Origin of the sequence: Nocardia sp. CY41 (assembly GCF_009829325.1) — a bacterium.
GTDB lineage: Bacteria > Actinomycetota > Actinomycetes > Mycobacteriales > Mycobacteriaceae > Nocardia.
In genome coordinates this window covers 20834-39294 of the sequence record NZ_VUOS01000017.1, presented here as the reverse complement: position 1 = coordinate 39294, position 18461 = coordinate 20834, and the positions used below count along the sequence as shown (strand labels likewise).

16 protein-coding genes are annotated in these 18461 nt (G+C 68.6%); 8 read left to right on the top strand and 8 right to left on the bottom strand.

All coding sequences use genetic code 11. The features are described 5' to 3' along the window. Positions 1-142: 142 nt before the first annotated feature. Positions 143-2257: an acyltransferase family protein gene (locus tag GVY64_RS19120; RefSeq protein ID WP_201298070.1), complete on the bottom strand. Its 2115-nt coding sequence runs from the start codon at positions 2255-2257 to the stop codon at positions 143-145. 315 nt (positions 2258-2572) lie between these two features. Between GVY64_RS19120 and GVY64_RS19115 the strand changes: the two genes are divergently transcribed. The 4 genes from GVY64_RS19115 to GVY64_RS19100 all read left to right on the top strand — a co-directional run bounded on the left by GVY64_RS19115 (position 2573) and on the right by GVY64_RS19100 (position 5362). Further along, positions 2573-2872, top strand: coding sequence for a hypothetical protein (locus GVY64_RS19115; protein WP_159843288.1), 300 nt, complete (start codon positions 2573-2575; stop codon positions 2870-2872). Further along, positions 2869-4080 carry a DUF6973 domain-containing protein gene (locus tag GVY64_RS19110; RefSeq protein WP_159843286.1) on the top strand — a complete coding sequence of 404 codons (1212 nt, stop codon included), beginning with the start codon at positions 2869-2871 and terminating at the stop codon, positions 4078-4080. The genes GVY64_RS19115 and GVY64_RS19110 overlap by 4 nt, the downstream gene beginning before the upstream one ends. A 3-nt stretch (positions 4081-4083) precedes the next feature. Then, on the top strand, positions 4084-4620 hold the full coding sequence (locus GVY64_RS19105) for a hypothetical protein (protein WP_159843284.1): 537 nt from the start codon (positions 4084-4086) through the stop codon (positions 4618-4620). A 97-nt stretch (positions 4621-4717) separates the two neighbouring features. Further along, positions 4718-5362, top strand: a complete 645-nt coding sequence (locus GVY64_RS19100; protein ID WP_159843282.1) for a LysE family translocator — start codon at positions 4718-4720, stop codon at positions 5360-5362. Between the two features lie 10 nt (positions 5363-5372). Here GVY64_RS19100 and GVY64_RS19095 read toward each other — a convergent pair whose 3' ends face one another. The 3 genes from GVY64_RS19095 to GVY64_RS19085 all read right to left on the bottom strand — a co-directional run bounded on the left by GVY64_RS19095 (position 5373) and on the right by GVY64_RS19085 (position 8399). Beyond that, on the bottom strand, positions 5373-5927 hold the full coding sequence (locus GVY64_RS19095) for a dihydrofolate reductase family protein (protein WP_159843280.1): 555 nt from the start codon (positions 5925-5927) through the stop codon (positions 5373-5375). 50 nt (positions 5928-5977) lie between these two features. Next, positions 5978-7144 (bottom strand): pyridoxal phosphate-dependent aminotransferase, encoded by a 1167-nt coding sequence (locus tag GVY64_RS19090; RefSeq protein ID WP_159843278.1) that lies wholly within the window; start codon positions 7142-7144, stop codon positions 5978-5980. A 343-nt stretch (positions 7145-7487) separates the two neighbouring features. Then, positions 7488-8399, bottom strand: coding sequence for a sigma-70 family RNA polymerase sigma factor (locus GVY64_RS19085; RefSeq protein ID WP_159843276.1), 912 nt, complete (start codon positions 8397-8399; stop codon positions 7488-7490). Between the two features lie 101 nt (positions 8400-8500). Between GVY64_RS19085 and GVY64_RS19080 the strand changes: the two genes are divergently transcribed. Then, on the top strand, positions 8501-9121 hold the full coding sequence (locus GVY64_RS19080) for a GNAT family N-acetyltransferase (protein WP_159843274.1): 621 nt from the start codon (positions 8501-8503) through the stop codon (positions 9119-9121). Continuing rightward, positions 9118-9657 (top strand): SAM-dependent methyltransferase, encoded by a 540-nt coding sequence (locus GVY64_RS19075; RefSeq protein ID WP_159843272.1) that lies wholly within the window; start codon positions 9118-9120, stop codon positions 9655-9657. Before GVY64_RS19080 ends, GVY64_RS19075 begins: the two co-directional genes overlap by 4 nt. Here the strand turns inward: GVY64_RS19075 and GVY64_RS19070 are convergent. The 3 genes from GVY64_RS19070 to GVY64_RS19060 form a co-directional block, all read right to left on the bottom strand. Continuing rightward, positions 9634-10746: a 3-deoxy-7-phosphoheptulonate synthase gene (locus GVY64_RS19070; protein WP_159843270.1), complete on the bottom strand. Its 1113-nt coding sequence runs from the start codon at positions 10744-10746 to the stop codon at positions 9634-9636. The two genes, GVY64_RS19075 and GVY64_RS19070, sit on opposite strands and share 24 nt — an antisense overlap. Before the next feature lie 452 nt (positions 10747-11198). Beyond that, positions 11199-11669 (bottom strand): carboxymuconolactone decarboxylase family protein, encoded by a 471-nt coding sequence (locus GVY64_RS19065; protein WP_159843268.1) that lies wholly within the window; start codon positions 11667-11669, stop codon positions 11199-11201. A gap of 95 nt (positions 11670-11764) precedes the next feature. Continuing rightward, entirely contained in the window at positions 11765-12643 is an 879-nt protein-coding gene (locus GVY64_RS19060) for an oxidoreductase (protein WP_159843266.1), read from the bottom strand. 134 nt (positions 12644-12777) lie between these two features. Between GVY64_RS19060 and GVY64_RS19055 the strand changes: the two genes are divergently transcribed. Then, on the top strand, positions 12778-14394 hold the full coding sequence (locus GVY64_RS19055; protein WP_159843264.1) for a (2,3-dihydroxybenzoyl)adenylate synthase: 1617 nt from the start codon (positions 12778-12780) through the stop codon (positions 14392-14394). Between the two features lie 56 nt (positions 14395-14450). On the opposite strand, the gene nbtS is transcribed toward GVY64_RS19055, so the two are convergent. Then, positions 14451-15761, bottom strand: a complete 1311-nt coding sequence (nbtS, locus tag GVY64_RS19050; RefSeq protein WP_159843262.1) for a nocobactin biosynthesis salicylate synthase NbtS — start codon at positions 15759-15761, stop codon at positions 14451-14453. A 197-nt stretch (positions 15762-15958) separates the two neighbouring features. Here nbtS and GVY64_RS19045 point away from each other — a divergent pair, with 197 nt between their 5' ends. Next, positions 15959-18427, top strand: a complete 2469-nt coding sequence (locus GVY64_RS19045) for a glycerol-3-phosphate 1-O-acyltransferase (protein WP_159843260.1) — start codon at positions 15959-15961, stop codon at positions 18425-18427. Positions 18428-18461 lie beyond the last annotated feature (34 nt).

The window sequence follows — 18461 nt, the reverse complement described above, 5'->3', positions numbered from 1 at the left end:
TCCTCAGCTAGATTCCCCGCCATTCTCCCCGACCCCTCCGACAACCTCGCAGGTTACCGGCCCTTCCCGCGAAGCGCGGCAGGCAGCGACCGGGTGTAACGCCGGAAAGGCGCGATGTCTTCCCGCGGACCGCACTCACTGCTCAGCCGTGCGCGAGCGCGCGTTCGGCGAGTGTGCCGATGACCGGCGCCAGCGTCGTGGCGTACCCGATCGTGAGGTGGTTGTCGTCACGGTAGACCAGAGCGTTCCCGACTATTACCGGGCAGCGGGCCGCCGTACAGAACAGCGCGGTCAGGTCGGCGAACTGCCCGCCTCCCGCAGTGGCAGCCGCACGCTCGGCGGCGATACCCGCGTCGTCGACCGCGACCGTCCGGGCGGGCGCGCAGGCCGACGCGTCGTCGAGATGCTCGGCCACGCACGCGGGCACGGTGGCATGCGGATCGGGTATCCCGCCGAGCACGAGCACCGCCGCGCCCGTCGCGCGCAGCTCGGCGGCCAGGCGGCGCACGGCGTCGATCCACGCCGGATCGTAGGAGACGAAGCCGAAGTCGCCGCCGTAGCGCCGGGACATGCTCACCACGACCAGCCGGGGACGCTCCTGCCGCAGCCTGGTCATGATCTGTCCGCGCCACTGCCCGCATTCGGTGTACTCGCGGCCCAGGTAGGGGCTGGTGATGGGGAGGTCGAGCAGCGGGCAGGTGACCTTCGCCATCGTCTCCAGCCGCCAATGCCGCGCTACGGCGATCTCCTCGAACGCCGGTTGCCACATCGCCGCGTGGGAGTCGCCGACCAAGGCGACGGTGGTCGGCGAGCCGGTGTCACCGGAGGCGCACTCGCCCTGGCCCACGTCGTGCCAGGAACGGAAGCAACCGTTGTCGAACACCGCTGCCCGGTCGCCGCGGGCGTTCGACAGCGCGGGCGTGAGGTTCGACGGAACGTCGCGGATCACCGCCGACGCGGCGACCGCCGCTTGGGTCTGCGCGGTCAACTGCTCGATCGCCGCATCGTAGGGATCGGTGGGAGTGGCCGGCGCGACCGGTGTCGTCAGCGTGAGGCTCTGCGCCGCCGTGCCGCGCCCGACCGGCGGAGGCACGAGCACCAGCAGCGCGAGCGCAACACCGACGGCCAGCGCGGTGCTCACACCACCGCAGGCGAGGCTGAGCCCGCCCGAACCGCGCAGACGGGCGGCGAAGCGAACCGGATTCTCGATCAGCCGCTGGGTGAGCGCGGCCAGCCCACCGGCCATGGCGACCGCGCCCAGCGCGCCGACCAGCCCGAGGGGCCGGCCGAGCGCATGCGGGGCCAGCACCAGCACCGGCCAGTGCCACAGATACCAGGAGTAGGACAGCCTGCCGACGGCCTGCATCTGGGACACCGCGAGGACGTGACCGACGCCGGATCGCGCCGCGGCACAGCCACTCCCGATGACCAGGACCGCGCCGAGCACGGGTAGCAGCGCCGCGATGCCCGGATACGGGGTCTGCTCGTCGAGCCGAACGCAGGCCACGACGATCAAACCGGCTCCCGTCCACCCCACGCAGGCGGACACCGATTTCGGCAACCGGGACCAGTAGACGGCCGACAGCGCCACCACGCCGCCCGCCGCCAGCTCCCAGGCCCGCGCGGGCAGTGCGAAGAACGCCCACGGCGGCATGGTGCGCGTCCAGGTCAGCGCGATCGTGAAGGAGAGCGCGGCGACGACAGCGAGGACGATCAGGTGCGGCAGCGCGGTGGCCGAACCGCTGCGGCGCCGTCGCACGAGCCGAGCCGTCACGATCACCAGCGCCGGCCAGATCAGATAGAACTGCTCCTCCACACCGAGCGACCAGAAGTGCTGGAACGGCGAGGGGCGCGCGTCCGCGGCGAGGTAGTCGGTACCCTGCCAGGCGAACCGGTAGTTCCCGGCGTACAGCGCGCTCGCGATCCCGTCGCCGAGCGCTTGGCGGGCCTGCACCGGCGACAGCAGCACGGCCGCGCCGATCGCCGTGGCGACGAGCACGACACCCGCGGCGGGCAGCAGCCTGCGCGCCCGCGCGCCGTAGAAACGGACGAGCCCGACAGTGCCACCGGCCGCCGCTTCTCGATACAGCATTCCCGTGATCAGAAACCCGGAAATCACGAAAAATACGTCCACCCCGACAAATCCACCACCGATCCCCGGCACACCGGCATGGAAAAGCACCACGGCCAGCACCGCGACCGCCCGCATTCCCTCGATATCCCGCCGAAATGCCGCCCCTGGCGACACTCCTTCCATCGGCTCCGCCCGCCGATTCCCCAACCCGCTGACCGTGGCCGCCATGCGCAGCATTGTCATCGGTCCGGCCGGGCAAGTCCCGCCGACTCGCCGCCCTATCCACCTTCGTCGTGGTGTCCGCGCGGGGCGCCTTTTCCCTCCAAGTCATTGCACGCCACACCGGCACAATCCCGAGCCCTCTGTAAGACAACGCTTTTCGATCAGATCGTCCGATTCGTCGGCGCACACATGAGGAGACACCAGGTTTCCCCGCGCGACCGCGATGCCCTCCTTCGGCCGGTACGCTTGTCCGGAATACGACCTCGAGGGGGCACGGTGAGCGAGCTCGAACTTGATCCAGTCCAGACGCGAGAGATGGCGGGGACAGTACGCGGCCACGCCGACGCGATACGGCAGGCGGTGCCCCTGGCGAGGGATGTCATCGCTGTCGAAACCATGCGCGACTCCCAGGTCGCAGACGCTGTGGATCAGATCGCGACGGCGCTCGATCGAGTTGTGCACTACCACGCGCAGCAATTGATCGGATTCGCGGACGTCACGGACGCCGCGGTTGTCGAGTTCGTCGGTCGGGACCAGTACTGGGCTATCGACCTCCGGGAGGCAGGCCAGCGATGAGCGGCGGAAGCTACACGACGCCTCTCACGGTATCGACGGTGCTGTCCTGGGATCCACGTGCCACGGTCACCATCGCCAACGCGTTCAAAGACGCCGCGCTGCGGATCGAGGAGCAGACGCACCAGGCCGCATCACGGATCGACATGTCATACGCCTACTTCAAGGGATCGGTCGCTGATTCCGCCCGCGACAGAGCGGCTCACGACCGGGACCATGCGCGGCGAACGAAGCAGATTCTCATCGAAATCCAGCAGCAGGTCTACCTTCAGATCGATGCGATCGTCGGCTACATCGAAGTGATCAAAAGCAAGAAGGCCGAAGCCGAGTCCGCCGAGTTCGATTTCTTCGTCAGGGACGACGGCGGCGTGGACTCCAGGATGTCCAACACCGAGGTCCTGATCAAGTATGGAGCATCGGGCCTCGCCGAGAAGGAAGGGCTCGAATTTTTTTTGACCACGCAGATTCGCGCCGCACTGACGGCGATCCAGCAAACCGACCTCGAGGGTGCTGAGAAGATCAAGCGACTGCTGGAGGATCTCTCACCGGAGACCCGGCGCGGAGTCACCGCTATGCCTCGAGACCCGGGCCTGGTCGAGGTTCTCACCAAATTCCAAACCGCCCCGTCGAGTGCGCCCGCCACGCTGTGGCCCTCCGGCTTGGTGCTCGATCGCATCCGTGCCGTCCGTCCGGATTTCCAACCCATCCTGATGACCCCCGAAGAGATAGCGCTCCTCTCATCACGAGTCGCCCGGCCGGGAACCACTGGAGTAGGTGAAATCACGGATTTCTTCGAGATAAAAGCGCAGGCTGAGGAGGCTGCCAAGAAGACGTACAGCAATCCGGACCAGAACGCGCTCAACGACGGCCACGGTGATGCATTCCGGCATATGTACTGGAACGCACTCATGACACAGCGATACGGTGCGGAGTGGACCGAAAACTATGGTGCCGCGCATGAAGGACTCGGCGCGAATCCTCCGACGCGAGAAGCGATGGATCTACACAACAACGCGATCGGCCGGCAGATCGCCATTGACCATCCGAATGCCTCGCCGGATGAACTCCAGCGATTGATTTATCAGCGAATCAAGGAGGGCGGCGCGATCGTGCTCGACCCGAGTGGGCAGGTCGCATGGAGCAACCAGGTGGAAGTGGACAAGAACGGCCACCCGGCGCGTGCTGACATCCCGCTTCCGGCAGGTCGGTGATCTATGCGTGCTCTTCTCCGGATAACGGCTGTAGCTCTGTGCCTGCTGGCCGGTGCGGCATGCTCCACGTCGAATGACCGTGGTGAGACCGCTTCGCAGTGCTCGGCGAGCTTCGATCTGGAGTCGCGGGCCGAGCCGCTGGGTTCCGCGACCGAATTGCGGCGCTCCATCAGAGAGCGGGCTGCGCAGCCGGGCACCTATTCGCTGCGGACGCTGACCGAAGCCGCGGGGTGGGATGATCAGTGGGATCGCGTCGTCATAGCGGCATCCGGTCTACCAGCGGAAAAGTTGAATTCGGCAGCGAATCTTCCCGGATACTGCTGGTCCAATCTTCCGGAGTCCGGGTTCGACCGCCCGACCGACAATCTCTACATCTTCATCACGGGCTCCGCTCCCACGCAGGTCATTCGCTCCGCGCAAGGCTCCGAACTTTTTCGAGGCGTGCGTAGCGGTGACGTGCTCGGGCCGGAGTCCCGTTTCCAGTCGGTTCAGCCGCCGGCCCATCTGCAAAAGCCGTATCTCGAATTGACGCAGGGCTGATCGAAAGCTCGGTTGCGCCACCGCAGGCGTTGCTTCACGTCCAGCGGGTGGCGAGTGGACCGCGACAAAGGGGATGGGGGTGGGCGACGATCGGGTCATGATCGAGATGGCGGCGGTGGTGGGGGTTGCGGTGGCGGCGTTGGGGATGGTGCTCACGCCGGGGCCGAACATGATGTATCTGGTGTCGCGGACGGTGTCGCAGGGGCGGCGGGCCGGGTTGGTGTCGCTGGCCGGGGTGGCGGCGGGGTTCGGGGTGTATCTGGCGGCGGCGACTGCGGGGATCACGGCGGTGTTCGCGGTGGTTCCGGGCCTGTATCTGGCGGTGAAGCTGGCGGGAGCCGCGTATCTGGGGTGGCTGGCCTGGCAGGCGGTGCGGCCGGGCGGCGTCTCGGTGTTCACGCCCACGACGCTGTCCACGGATCCCGCCCGACGGCTGTTCACCATGGGACTGGTCACCAACCTGCTGAACCCGAAGATCGCGATCATGTACATGGCGCTGATCCCGCAGTTCGTCACGCCGGAGCACGGGAAGGTCTGGTTGCAGAGCCTGTGCCTGGGCGCGGTGCAGATCGCGGTGGCACTCACCGTGAACGGCTTGATCGTCCTGGGTGCGGGCGGTCTGGCGAGCTTCCTCACCGGCCGCCCGCTGTGGCTGCGCACCCAGCGTTACGTCACCGGCACCATGCTCGGCGCGGTCGCCGCGCTCCTCGCCACCGACCGCGCCCGGCCGATACCGGCCTGATGCAGGACCCCTAGCTCGGGCCGGAAGTCAGGCGATAGCGCAGTTCGGCGAATTGACCGGCCTGCTCCACGCCGACGAGTCGCATCCGGGTGGACAGGATGCGGCGCGGCAGCAGCGGAGCGCCCGCGCCCAGCGTCACCGGGACGACGCTCACCATGATGTCGTCGAGCAGTCCCGCGTCGGCGAACTGCCCGGCCAGATCGCCGCCACCGACGACCCAGATGTTGCGCGCACCTGCCGCCTCGGCCATCTCTCGGTGCACCGCCTCGACCGCACCGGAGACGAAACGGAGATTCGCGCCGGGTATCGCGGGCAGCTCCCGGTGGGTGAACACCCAGCACGGGAGATCACCGTAGTTCTTGTGCCAATTTTCGGGCGGCTCGTTGGCCACCATCCACGCATAGGTGGTCGCGCCCATGCACATGGCGCCGACCTGCGCGAGGAAGCCCGCGATGCCCGCCTCCGCGTCATCCGCTCCCTCGACCTCGAAAAGCCAGGTGAGCGAGTTCTCCGTGTCGGCGAGGTATCCGTCGAGACTGGTCGCCGTGTAGTACTGGGTTGCCATGGCACGCACGATGCCAGCGAAACCTGACAGCTAACGGCAAGGTTTTGCGATCAGCCGCGACGCAACCGCCGGACCCCTTCCTCCAGCGTCTCGTCCCGCTTGCAGAACGTGAAACGCACCAGGTGACTCCAGGCGGCGGTGTCGTCGGCGAACGCGATGACCGGCACCGCCGCCACACCGAGCCGCTCGGGCAATGCACGGCAGAACGCCAGGCCGTCGCCCGCGCCGAGCGGAGTGATATCGGCGACGACGAAGTAGCCGCCCGCGCTCTGGTACACCCGCATCCCGGTGTCGGCGAGCGCGGCGGAGAGCCGTAGACGCTTCTCGGACAAGCTTTCCCGCAGCTTGGCGACCCAGCCCAGCTCGTGAGCGATCGCGTGTGCCACAGCGGGCTGGAACGGGCCGCCCGCTACGAAGGTCAGGAACTGCTTGGCCGCGAGCACCCCTTCGATCAGCTCGGCAGGCCCGCACGCCCACCCGGTCTTCCACCCGGTGACGCTGAAGGTCTTCGCCGCGCTCGACACCACGACCGTCCGCTCGGCCATGCCCGGCAGGGTGGCCAGGCTGACATGTTCGGCGTTGTCGTAGACCAAGTGCTCGTAGACCTCGTCGGTGAGCACCAGAATGTCGTGTTCGCAGGCGATGTCGGCGATCGCCTGCAAGTCCGCGCGTCCGAGCACCGTGCCGGTCGGGTTGTGCGGCGAGTTGACGATGAGCATCCGGGTCGCGGGGGTGATCGCGGCGCGCAGGCTGTCCAGGTCGAGGACGAACCGATCCCCGTCGGCCACCAGGCGTGCCGTGCGCCGCCGGGCTCCGGCCAGCGCGACCGCCGCGGCGTACGAGTCGTAGTACGGCTCGATCAGCACCACCTCTTCGCCGGGTTCGACCAAGCCGAGCACCGCCGCGCTGATCGCCTCGGTCGCGCCCACCGTCACCAGCACCTGCGAATCCGGGTCGTAATCGGTCCCGTAGCGCCGCGCCCGGTCGTCGGCCACGGCCCGGCGCAGCACCGGCATGCCGCGCCCCGGCGGGTACTGGTTGAGTCCGTCGGCGATGGCGCGACGCGCTGCTTCCAGCATGCTCGCGGGCCCATCGGTGTCGGGAAAGCCCTGGCCCAGGTTGACCGCGTCGTGCCGGACGGCGAGTTCGGTCATCTCGGCGAAGATGGTGGACGCGAAGGGGCGCAGGCGGGCAACGGTCTGATGTCGCGAGGGCATAACCGGAGAGTAGCCCCCTCTCTCTATCTCTCCGCGCCCCCTGCCACCGGGCCAGGTCGGGAGTTCCGCGCGCGATCGAACGGGCTCCGCGCAAACAGACGCGGTCCGGAATCACCCACCGGAAACCGGTTCGGCGGCCTCCGTCAACGGGTGGTAAAGCGGCGAGCGGGCGTCCTACTCGCCGTCGAGCTCCCGCGCCGGGCGACGCCGGCGCCAGCGGCGGGCGCGGTGCTCGGTGCGACGTCCACCCGGCAGCACCGACCAGCCGGGCACGTTCTCCGTCTCTCCCCCGAAGCGCTCGGCGAGCGTGCCGGGGCACGCACCGATGTCGTCCCCGCCGGACTCAACCCAGCCGGATGCCGCCCAACTTGGCCGGGTTCGCCAGATCGTACGTCCCCCAGACCGCCCCGTCCCGCACGGTGAAGCCGACCACCCGCGCGGGATACCCGCTTCGGCCTTCCTCCGCCGGACGCGCCGCGACCTTCAGACCCAACTGCCCGTTCACCGAGACGAATTCGTACACCGGCGACGCCTCCGCCAGGCCGTACTTGCGCACCAGGCCGAGGTAGAAGCGGGCAATGCGATCCGCACCGTGCAGGACGTTGATCGCGGTGGCGGTGGTGCCGTTGGCATCGCCGATCATCACCGCGTCCGGGTGCAGCGCCGCGGCGACGGCGGCCACGTCACCGGAACTCAGCGCGACGAGGAAGCGCTGTACGGCGGCCTCGTGCTCGGCATCGGGCACCGGTTGCGGCGCCTGCGTCACCGCCTTGCGGGCGCGCACCGCCAGCTGCCGCGCGGCATCGGCCGAAATGCCGAGGATGTCGGCGATCTCGTCGAACGGCACCGACAACCCGTCGTGCAGCACGAAAGCCACGCGCTGCGGCGGCGTCAGGGTGTCCAGCACGACCAGCGCCGCGAACCGGCACTCCTGCTTGCGCACCACGGCTTCCAGCGGATCCGGAGTGCTCGAGGGAGTGCGTGCGGTGACCACCGGTTCCGGCAGCCACTGACCCACGTAACTCTCCCGCCGCGCCGCCGCACTCCGCAGACGGTCCAGGCAGATCCGGCTCACCACGGTGGTCAGCCAGGCCCGCAGATCGTCGATCTCGGACTGGTGCGCGCCCGCCAAGCGCAACCAGCTTTCCTGAACCGCGTCCTCGGCATCGCCGACGCTGCCCGTCAGCCGATAGGCGACCGAGAGCAGATGCGCCCGATGTGACTCGAACAGGTCGGAAAGCAGCGCGGCAACCATCGAGGGGAAGTCTACGGTCCGGGCGACAGCCGCCCCGCGCCGCATCGGCGGCAGGCAGTTCCGGGATGATTCGCCGGGCCCTTCCGTGACAGCATGGCGCGATGGACCACCACGCGCTGTCGAACGGAACGATCTGGCTGTCGGCTCCGACGGCGGCCGATGTCGACGCCATCACCGAGTGCTGTCAGGACCCGGCCATCGCGGAGTGGGTGACCATCCCGGTGCCGTACGTCCGCGACAGCGCCGTGACCTTCATCGATGAGATGGTCGTCCCGGGTTGGGCGGCGCGCAGCCCCACCTGGGCTCTCCGGCTGCGCGCCGACGGACCGGTGATCGGCATGATCGGTCTGGGCGAGCGCGACGAGAGCGCGGCCGAGATCGGTTTCTGGCTCGCCCCGGCGCAGCGGTCGCGCGGCCTGATGACGCAGGCGGTCGATCTGGTGTGCGAATTCGGGTTCCGCGCCGACGGCTTGGCCCTGGAGCGGATCGCCTGGCGCGCGTTCGTGGGCAACTACGCGTCGGCCGCGGTCGCGCGCCACACCGGGTTTCACTACGAGGGCCTGTCCCGGCTCGGCAGCATTCAGCGCGGTCGACGCCGCGATCACTGGCTCGCCGCCCGCCTGCGCACCGACCCGCCCGGTCCGGCGGACGACTGGCCCGCCGAATTCCGCCACCGCCGGACGCCGAGCGCCCAGGCGCCGGGCGAAGCTCGCGCACGATGACGACCGACCCGCGATTCGCGTGGATCGTGCGCACCATGGCGGTGCGGCCGGCCGACCGGGTGCTGGAAATCGGCCCCGGTTCCAGTGATTCGATCGGCTACCTCGCCGAGCAGGCGATCGACGGCATGGTCGTCGGTGTCGAGCGCTCCGCCACCGCCGTCTCCCGGGCAGGCAGACGACATGCCGCGCGGCTGGAGTCGGGCCGGGTCCGGTTGGTGCATGCCGACCTCGCCGACCTGGACCCGGACCGGCTGCTGCGCGCGACCGGGGCCGGCGCGGCGGGTTTCGACAAAATACTGGCGGTCAATGTCAACCTGTTCTGGACCAAGCGCCCCACCGCCGAACTCGCACTGATCCGGCGACTGCTGGCGCCGGGCGCGACGCTGGGCCTGTTCTACGGGTACGGCACACCCGACGCCGCGGCTCCGACCAGTCCGAAGCCGCCGCTCGCCCGGCTGACCGAACACCTGACCGAGGCAGACTTTTCTGTCCGGACCATCGCCTCCGGCGACTTACTGGGTGTGCTCGGCTGCTGACGATTCGCGCCGCCGCCCAACCGCGTCGGCCAAATGGTCCAGCTGCGCGGCGGTGGTCTCCCAGTCCAGGCACGCGTCGGTGATCGACTGCCCGTAGGTGAGTTCGTCGGCGTGGCCGAGGGCCAGATCCTGGCGTCCGGCCACCAAGAAGCTCTCCAGCATGACGCCGACGACACCGGGCTCACCCGCCGCCAGCCGCCGCGCGATGTCGGTGACCACGTCGACCTGCTTGTTGTGGTCCTTGTTGCTGTTGCCGTGGCTGGCGTCCACCACGATCCGCTGCGGCAACGACGCCTTCTCCAGTCGCAGGCACGCCTCGGCGACCGAAGCCGCGTCGTAGTTCGGCCCGGTGCTGCCGCCCCGCAGGATCACGTGGCAGTCCGGATTGCCGGTGGTGCGGATCAGCGCGGCACGACCGTCGAGGTCGGTGCCGGGGAACACGTGACTGGCAGCCGCGGCGCGCACGCCGTCCACGGCCACCTGGACGTCGCCGTCGGTGCCGTTCTTGATACCGACCGGCATCGACAACGCGCTGCTGAGCTGGCGGTGCACCTGGCTGGCGGCGGTGCGCGCCCCGATCGCCCCGTAGGACACCAGATCCGCGATGTACTGCGGAGTGATCGGATCCAGGAACTCACAGGCCACCGGAAGACCGAGGGCGGTGATGTCGACCAGCAGTTTGCGGCCGAAGCCCAATCCGGTGTTGACGTCGAACGAGCCGTCCAGGTGCGGGTCGTTGATCAGGCCCTTCCAGCCCAGGCTGGTGCGCGGCTTCTCGAAGTAGACCCGCATCACCACATGCAGCCGGTCGCCGAGTTCGGCGGCCTTCGCCGCCAGACGGCGCGCGTAGTCCAGCGCCGCGGCGGGGTCGTGCACGGAGCACGGACCGACGATCACCATCAGGCGATCATCCGCGCCGTTCAGCACGTCGACAGTGGCCTTGCGTCCCGCGCGGACGGTGTCGGCGAGCGCGTCGGTGATCGGATGCACGCGACGCACTTCCGCCGGCGAGCGCAGCGGGCTCACGTTGAGAGTGCGTTGATCATCCAGATCGGAATGCCGTGCGTCGACGTCGGCTGCGGTTGTCATGTCGTGGGTTCCTTTTCTCGAGGCCGACCCACGGATGCGAATCCCGTCGAGCCGGTCCAGCGTCCGGCTCGGGGTGGAAGTTCGTCAGCGCACGTGGTAGCCGCAGACCAGCCCACCCTGGGCCGGCTTGCTAAACCAGAAATACACGCGCTGCACGTCAGGGACAGTACCAGCCTGCAACCGATCGGTGAACTGTGTCATCGGCCACGGTGTCGGCGCGGCGTGTTTCGCCCGAAGTGGTCGACCGACCGAGTCCGGAACGCCACCGACAGCTGCCGAGCGCGTCCCGGCAGTCTTCGCCGCCGGCATGCACATCGAGCCGCGAACGAACGCCGCGTGGCGCTCCTTCGCTCGGAAACCGTTGATCGGCCGGTGTTGTTGCGCGTGAGCACCGTTCGCGGTCCCGCCGGAAGGAGGCCGCGAACGGCGCGGGCCGTGCCCGACGAACCGGCTCACCCCCACTGACCGGGCACGTAATCACCGGCGGGCGTGCGGGCGATGACGTTCATCCGGTTCCAGGCGTTGATCATCGCGATGGCGGCGATCAGGGCGGCGATCTGGTCGTCGTCGTAGTGCTTGCGCACCTCCTGCCACACCGCGTCGCTCACCGCACGGCCGTCGCCGATCCGGGTGGCCTCCTCGGTGAGCGCCAGTGCGGCGCGCTCGGCCTCGGTGAAGACGGTGGCCTCGTGCCATGCGGCGATCAGGTTGAGCCGCACGGAGGTCTCACCGGCGTGCGCCGCGTCCTTGGTGTGCATGTCGGTGCAGTAGCCGCAGCCGTTGATCTGGCTGGCGCGAATCTTCACCAGTTCGTAGGTCGCGGCATCCAGAGTGGAGTCGTTGATCACCTTGGACGCCATCGTGAGCCGCTTGATGAAGCTGCCGCCGACCGGGTTGGCGAAGAGTTCGAAGCGCTGTTCCATGATTTCCGTCCTTTGCCGTTCCTTGTGGTTCATCAAGAGGACGACGCGGAAAGATGGAGTGTGACACCAGGTTATGAGACGTGGGTCACAACGCTTCAGTTCGTGAAGTCGTAGGTGACTCCGGTCAGTTTCTCGGACAGCTGCCACAGGTCGGCGGCGACCTTCTCGTCCCTGGACGCTTTCGACGAGCCGGACGGCCCCGGGTATCCGCGCATGCCGGCGAGCCCCGTGGGCCCGTAGTAGCCGCCGGGCTGGACGTCGGCGGTCGCCGCGTACAACGTCGGCAGCGCGCCCATCGCGGCGTTCTGCGCGAACACCCGGTTGCCCACCCACATCACGCGGTCGAGGAACGACTCGGTGTGCGACTGCAACTCGGTGGAGGCGTAGCCGGGATGCGCGGCGACCGAGACTTTCGCGGATCCCGCCGCGGTCAACCTGCGCTGCAGCTCGCGAGCGAACATCAGGTTGGCCAGCTTGGCCTGCCCATAGGCGGCCCAGCGCTGATACTTGCGCCGCTCCCAGTTCAGATCGTCCAAGTCGATCTTGCCGACCTGGTGCGCGCCGCTGGATACGGTGACGAAACGGTCGGAAATCTTGTCCAGCAGCAGCCCGGTGAGCGCGAAATGACCGAGATGGTTTGTGCCGATCTGCTTTTCGAACCCGTCGGCGGTGCGTCCTTCGGGCAGTGCCATCACGCCCGCGTTGTTGATCAGCACATCGGCCCGATCGATGCCCTCGGCGAACGCGCGCACCGAAGCGAGATCGGCCAGGTCCAGTTCGCGTACCTCCGCCCGGTCACCGAGCCCGGCGGCCACCCGCTCCCCCTTGGCGACGTTCCGGCAGGCGAGCACCACCTCGCCCCCAGCGGCGGCAAGCGCGCGCACCGTTTCGGCCCCCAGGCCGCTGTTTGCCCCTGTCACGATGAACTTCCGACCGCTCTGATCGGGGATGTTCGAGGTGTCCCACCTGGTCATGACGAAAAGTCTAGTGCTCGACGACCCGGCGCGGCAGCTTCGAACACGCCGCGGCCTATTCCGTGCGCCGACCTTCCAAGTAGGGTTGCCTAACCTACATAAGGGAACCTTTGCTCGAACCTGTGAGGCTGACCGTGACTTCCACTCCGACCGAGTCCGCGCATCGCGACGGCTACGTACCTTTCCCCGCCGACAAGGCCGCGGAGTATCGAGCGGCAGGCTACTGGGCCGGACGCCCGCTGGGAGACCTCCTGCGCTCGACCGCACAACGCCACCCCGAGCGCCCCGCGCTGGTCGACGCGGCGAGCACGCGCAGCTACGCCGATATCGACGCCGCCGCCGACCGGATGGCCCACGGACTGCTCGCGCTCGGCATCGCGCCCGGTGACCGCGTGGTGGTCCAGCTGCCGAACGTGCCCGAGTTCCTGACCGTGCTGTTCGGCCTGCTGCGCGCCGGGATCATCCCCGTGCTGGGCCTGCCCGCGCATCGACGGGCCGAAATCGAGCATTTGACACGGCTTTCCGACGCGGTCGGCTACATCGTCGCCGACCGGACGGGCGAGTTCGACTACCGGGAACTGGCCTCGACCGTGCGGGACGCGGTGCCGTCGCTTCGCCATGTCCTCGTCCTCGGCGATCCCGGCCCGTTCACCGACCTCGCCTCGATCCCGCGCGACGGCGGCGAGCTGCCCGCGATCGATCCGGGCGACATCGCCCTGATGCTGGTCTCCGGCGGCACCACCGGCCTGCCGAAGCTGATCGCGCGCACGCACGACGACTACGCCTACAACGCCACCGCCAGTGCGGAGGTGTGCGAATTGACCGAGCGCGACGTGTATCTGGCGACGCTGCCCGCAGCGCACAACTTCCCGCTGGCCTGCCCCGGGATCCTCGGCACCGTCGCGGTCGGCGGTGCGGTGGCCTTCGTCAGCGACCCGAGCCCGGAGAACGCGTTCGCCGCGATCGAGCGGCACCGTGTCACGGTTACGGCCGTCGTGCCCCCGCTGGCCCAGCTCTGGTGCGCGGCCACCGAATGGGAAGAGGCCGACCTGAGTTCGCTGCGCCTGCTCCAAGTGGGCGGCGCGCGACTCGCGGAGGTCAACGCGAAGGAAGTGACCCCGGCGCTGGGCGCGACATTGCAGCAGGTGTTCGGCATGGCCGAGGGTCTGCTCAACTACACCCGGCTCGACGATCCGGCCGAATTGCTGCACACCAGCCAGGGCCGTCCGCTCTCCCCCGCCGACGAGATCCGCGTGGTGGACGGCGACGGCAACGAAGTGGCCCCCGGCGCGGAGGGCGAGCTGCTGACCCGGGGTCCGTACACGATTCGCGGCTACTACCGAGCGCCCGAGCACAACGCGCGCGCGTTCACCCCGGACGGCTTCTATCGCAGCGGTGATCTCGTCCGCCGCCTGCCCAGCGGGCATCTGGTGGTCTCCGGCCGGATCAAGGATGTGATCAACCGCGGCGGCGAGAACGTCTCCTGCGACGAACTCGAGGAACACCTGCTCGCCCATCCCGCCGTCCGGCATGCCGCCGCCGTCGGGCTGCCCGACGCGGCCCTGGGCGAGAAGGTGTGCGCCGTGCTGGTCGTCGACGGCGAGATGCCTACGCTGGCGGAGATCAAGACCTTCCTCGCCGCGCGGGGGCTGGCCACCTACAAACTGCCGGATGTGCTGCGCCGCAGCGACGAACTGCCGGTCACCGCGGTCGGCAAGATCGACAAGAAGGCGTTGCGCGCCGACCTGTAGGTCGACTGGAGACCGACGGGCAGCGCACCGATTGTGCGCTGCCCGTATGCCTTCCGTTACGCCTTGACGACGTAGGGCGCGATGCTGCCCAGCTTCTCGCAGGTCTCCTCGAACTCGCGCTCCGGCCGGGACTGGCCCACGATGCCCGCACCCGCGCGTAGCCAGGCTCCCTCGGCGTTCTGGTACACCGCGCGCAACACCAGGGTCGCCTCCAGCGCGCCGGTCGGCGAAACCGTGACCACCGCACCGGAATACAACCCGCGCGGGTCGTGATCGAGGCGGAACACCGAGTCGACGCCCTCGCGCTTCGGAATCCCCGAGGCGGTCACCGACGGGAACAGCACCTCCAGCGCGTCCCAGCTGGACCGGTCCGCGGCCAGCCGCCCACGCACCGTGGAGGCCAGATGCTGCACGCTGCCCCGCTCGCGCACGGCCATGAAATCCGATACCGCGGGCGTGCCGGGATCGGCGACGACCGCGATCTCCGCGAAGGAAGTCTGCACCGAGATGGCGTGTTCGACGATCTCTTTCGGGTCGGTGATCAGCTCGGCCCTGGCGGCCGAGTCGGCCGCGGCGCCGCGGCCGAAAGCGCGGGTGCCTGCCAGCGGCTCGGTGGTCACCACCCGGTCGTCGTCCACGGACGCGACCAGTTCGGGGCTGAAGCCCGCCGCCTCCAGACCGCCGAGCCGCAGCAGGAACGACCGTGCCGGAGTGTTGTGCGCGCGTCCGAGCCGATAGGTGGCCGGGACGTCCACGGCGAACGGCAGATCGACCTTCCTGGACAGGATGACCTTCTGGTATCGCCCGGCCCGGATCTCGCCGACCGCCTCGGCCACCCGGTCGCGATAGCCGGTGGGGTCGATGCGGATGTCGGTCGGATGCGCTTGCGGCAGTTCGGTGTTCTGCGACTGCGCGATCAGGTCGTGGATGTCTCCGGTCTCCGTCGGCGTCGCGCCCGATATCCGCACGCCGAATTCGCCGACCCGCACTTCGATCCGAGGAACCATCAGATGCGCCAGCGTGGTGCGCGGGTCCAGGTGCTCGGTGGCGTCGAGCGCCCAGGCGCAGAACTCGAATCCGATCCAGCCGTAGGCATTCCGCCCGTCGAGGGGCAGCGCGGCGAGCGCGCGGTCGATCACTCCCGCGGGATTGCCTTCCCACGGACTGGTGGTGGTCTGCCCCTCCCAGGCGATGCGCAGTTCGCGGACATCCAGTTCGACACTGCCGATCGGATCGGCGGCGAACACCCACTCCCCCGGACGCTCGTACATCACGTACTCGCCGAACCGATCCGCCCCCGCCAGCCGGGACATCGCTGCCGCCGGATCGGTCACATACTCAACCCGCAGGCGTTCCGTGGTCGACAACGATCCTCCAAAGGTTACCCTGGCCTAACTAATGGAGGTAAGGTTAGCATTACCTGCATCGCCGTGCGGGTGTGCTCGCGGCGACAGCGGCGAGCACTTTCGCCACGCCGCTTCGCGAGACACGTCATTCGCGTCCGCAACGAACTCACCGCGCCGACTGCCTGCGCGGAATAGACACTCCGGGATTGAATAGTGGAATGATCGATCACCGCGGCGATTCACTCACGACAGCCCGGCCCGGGACCGCACCGCGATCGGTGGTGGCCCTGATCGACGCCGCCTCGGGGGTGGAACGCGAACTCGTCGGCCAGTGGCTCGCCGACGGCGGGATCAGCGCGGAGTTCGGCACCGACGCGCCGGTCACACAGCTGGACCTGGACGCGGGCGCCGTCGCCGCCCGGCTGGTCGGCAGACGCGACGATCCGCTGGTGGTGCCGATCCGCGTGCTGTGGCTGCCGCCCGAACGCGACGGCGTGCGCCGCGTCACCTTCGCCGATCTCGCCCTGCTGACCAACCCGCGCAAGCCCAATCGGCTGGTCCAGCGCAGACTGCTGGGCAAGTCACCGGACCGGTACGTCGTGCTGACCGGTGCGCCTGCCTGCCTCAGCGAATTGCGCGCGAACAACCCGGAAGCTTCGGCCCTGTTCGACAAGGGCACCGCCGAGCCGTTCGCCCGCGCCGTCGTGCGCGCGGCGGTGGTGGCGCTCGAACGCGCCGAGCGCACCATCATCGGCGACCGGTACAAGGTGCCCAAACTGGTCGCGGAGGAGATCCTCGACTCCCCCGACTTCCTGCGCAGGCTGGAACTCATCGCCGACCAGATCGGGGCGAGCCCGCACGAGGTGTACCGCCGCGCGGAGAAAGCGCTCAACGAACTCGTGGCCGCGCAGAGCAGGCTGATCTCCGACCTGTTCACCCAAGCCATGCGCCCGGTGCACGCCTCGACCTGGAATGTGGACTCCGACGATTCCGGCCTGGCCGGGTTGCGCGATCTCAACCGCCGCTTCCCGCTGGTGTTCCTGCCCTCACACCGCTCCTACGTCGATGCGTTCGTGCTCGGAGACGTGCTTGCCCGCAACGACTTCCCGCCGAACCACGTGATCGGCGGCGCGAACCTCAGCTTCTGGCCGATGGGCCCGGTCGCCCGGCGCACCGGAACGGTGTTCATCCGGCGCAGTTTCGGCGACGACGAGGTCTACAAGGCCGTCGTCGAGGAGTACTTCGCCTACCTGCTGGCCAAACGCTTCAACCTGGAGTGGTACTTCGAGGGCGGCCGCACCCGCACCGGCAAGCTGCGGCCGCCGCGCTACGGCTTGCTGAACTACCTTGCCGCGGCCGTCCGTTCCAACCGCATCGATGACGTCATGCTGGTGCCCGTCTCGATCACCTACGAGCGGCTCAACGAACTCGGCGCCATCGCCACCGAGCAGGAGGGCGGCAAGAAGAAACCGGAGGGCTTGACCTGGCTGGCGCGCTACATCCGTAGTCAGCAGCATTCCGCCGGGCACGTGTACGTCCGTTTCGGCGAGCCGTTGTCGGCCCGCGACCGGCTCTCCGCACACGGCGATCCGCTCACGGCCCCGCCGCTGACCATCCCGTTGCACCACACGGAGCCGATCCCGCCGCCGCGCACCGAAGCCGGGGTCGTCGACAACGAACCGCCGGAGATCGCCGAACTGGAGCGAAGGGCCGTGCAGCGGTTGGCATTCGAAGTCGCGGTCGGCATCAACGCGGTCACCCCGGTGACGGTCAACGCGTTGGTCACCCTGGCGCTGCTGGGTGTGGACGGGCGCGCCCTCACCCTCGGCGAGGTGCGCACGGTGCTCAACCCCGTGCTCGGTTACATCGACAAGCGCGAACTGCCGCGCGGCGAACTCGAGGCCCTGCGCGACGAGCAGGGCTTGGCCGTGGTGCTGGAACAGCTTTCGCTGACCAAGGTGGTCACGGTGTATCGCGGCGGGATCGAGCCGGTGTACTCGATCGAGTCGGGTGCGCACCTGGAGGCCGCCTTCTACCGCAACAGTGCCGTGCACTGGTTCGTCAATCGCGCGATTCTCGAGCTGTCCATTCTGGCCGCGGTCGACAGCGACGACGCCGACGCCCTGCGGACCGGTTGGGACGAGGCGTTCCGGCTGCGCGATCTGCTGAAGTTCGAGTTCTTCTTCCCGGATCGCGGCGAGTTCGCCGACCAGATGGTCGCGGAGATGCTGCTGGTGGATCCGGACTGGTACAGCCATTCCCGCCGGGACACCGACGGCTCGGACATCCTGGCGAAGCTCACCGCCTCCGGCTTCACCATGGCCCACCGCGTGCTGCGCTCGTTCGTCGACGCGCAGCTGGTGGTGGCCGAACGGCTGGCCGACCGCGACCCGAGCGACGAGCTCGATCGCAAAGGGTTCATCACCGAATGCGTGGCGGTCGGCAAGCAGATGATGCTCCAGCAACGGCTGCACAGTCCCGAGTCGGTTTCCACCGAGTTGTTCACCAGCGCCCTCAAGCTCGCCGACAACTACGGCCTGCTGGAGACGGTGCCCGAGGACGATCCGGAGTCGGCCGGGAAGGATTTGATCCGGCGACGAAGGGAGTTCGCCGAACGCCTGCGCGTGATCGGCGCCCGTATCGCGCAGGCCGCCGCACTGGACCCGTCCAATCGGGCGGCGCGGTGAACGATCGCTTCGACAACATCGCGATACGCAGGAG

What these genes read in the sequence shown, in the direction of transcription:
- GVY64_RS19120 (WP_201298070.1), bottom strand. Translation starts at nt 2,257, where the DNA reads ATGGAAGGAGTGTCGCCAGGGGCGGCATTTCGGCGGGATATCGAGGGA.
- GVY64_RS19110 (WP_159843286.1), top strand. Translation starts at nt 2,869, where the DNA reads ATGAGCGGCGGAAGCTACACGACGCCTCTCACGGTATCGACGGTGCTG.
- GVY64_RS19105 (WP_159843284.1), top strand. Translation starts at nt 4,084, where the DNA reads ATGCGTGCTCTTCTCCGGATAACGGCTGTAGCTCTGTGCCTGCTGGCC.
- GVY64_RS19080 (WP_159843274.1), top strand. Translation starts at nt 8,501, where the DNA reads ATGGACCACCACGCGCTGTCGAACGGAACGATCTGGCTGTCGGCTCCG.
- GVY64_RS19075 (WP_159843272.1), top strand. Translation starts at nt 9,118, where the DNA reads ATGACGACCGACCCGCGATTCGCGTGGATCGTGCGCACCATGGCGGTG.
- GVY64_RS19090 (WP_159843278.1), bottom strand. Translation starts at nt 7,144, where the DNA reads ATGCCCTCGCGACATCAGACCGTTGCCCGCCTGCGCCCCTTCGCGTCC.
- GVY64_RS19045 (WP_159843260.1), top strand. Translation starts at nt 15,959, where the DNA reads ATGATCGATCACCGCGGCGATTCACTCACGACAGCCCGGCCCGGGACC.
- GVY64_RS19065 (WP_159843268.1), bottom strand. Translation starts at nt 11,669, where the DNA reads ATGGAACAGCGCTTCGAACTCTTCGCCAACCCGGTCGGCGGCAGCTTC.
- GVY64_RS19060 (WP_159843266.1), bottom strand. Translation starts at nt 12,643, where the DNA reads ATGACCAGGTGGGACACCTCGAACATCCCCGATCAGAGCGGTCGGAAG.
- GVY64_RS19085 (WP_159843276.1), bottom strand. Translation starts at nt 8,399, where the DNA reads ATGGTTGCCGCGCTGCTTTCCGACCTGTTCGAGTCACATCGGGCGCAT.
- GVY64_RS19070 (WP_159843270.1), bottom strand. Translation starts at nt 10,746, where the DNA reads ATGACAACCGCAGCCGACGTCGACGCACGGCATTCCGATCTGGATGAT.
- GVY64_RS19100 (WP_159843282.1), top strand. Translation starts at nt 4,718, where the DNA reads ATGATCGAGATGGCGGCGGTGGTGGGGGTTGCGGTGGCGGCGTTGGGG.
- GVY64_RS19095 (WP_159843280.1), bottom strand. Translation starts at nt 5,927, where the DNA reads ATGGCAACCCAGTACTACACGGCGACCAGTCTCGACGGATACCTCGCC.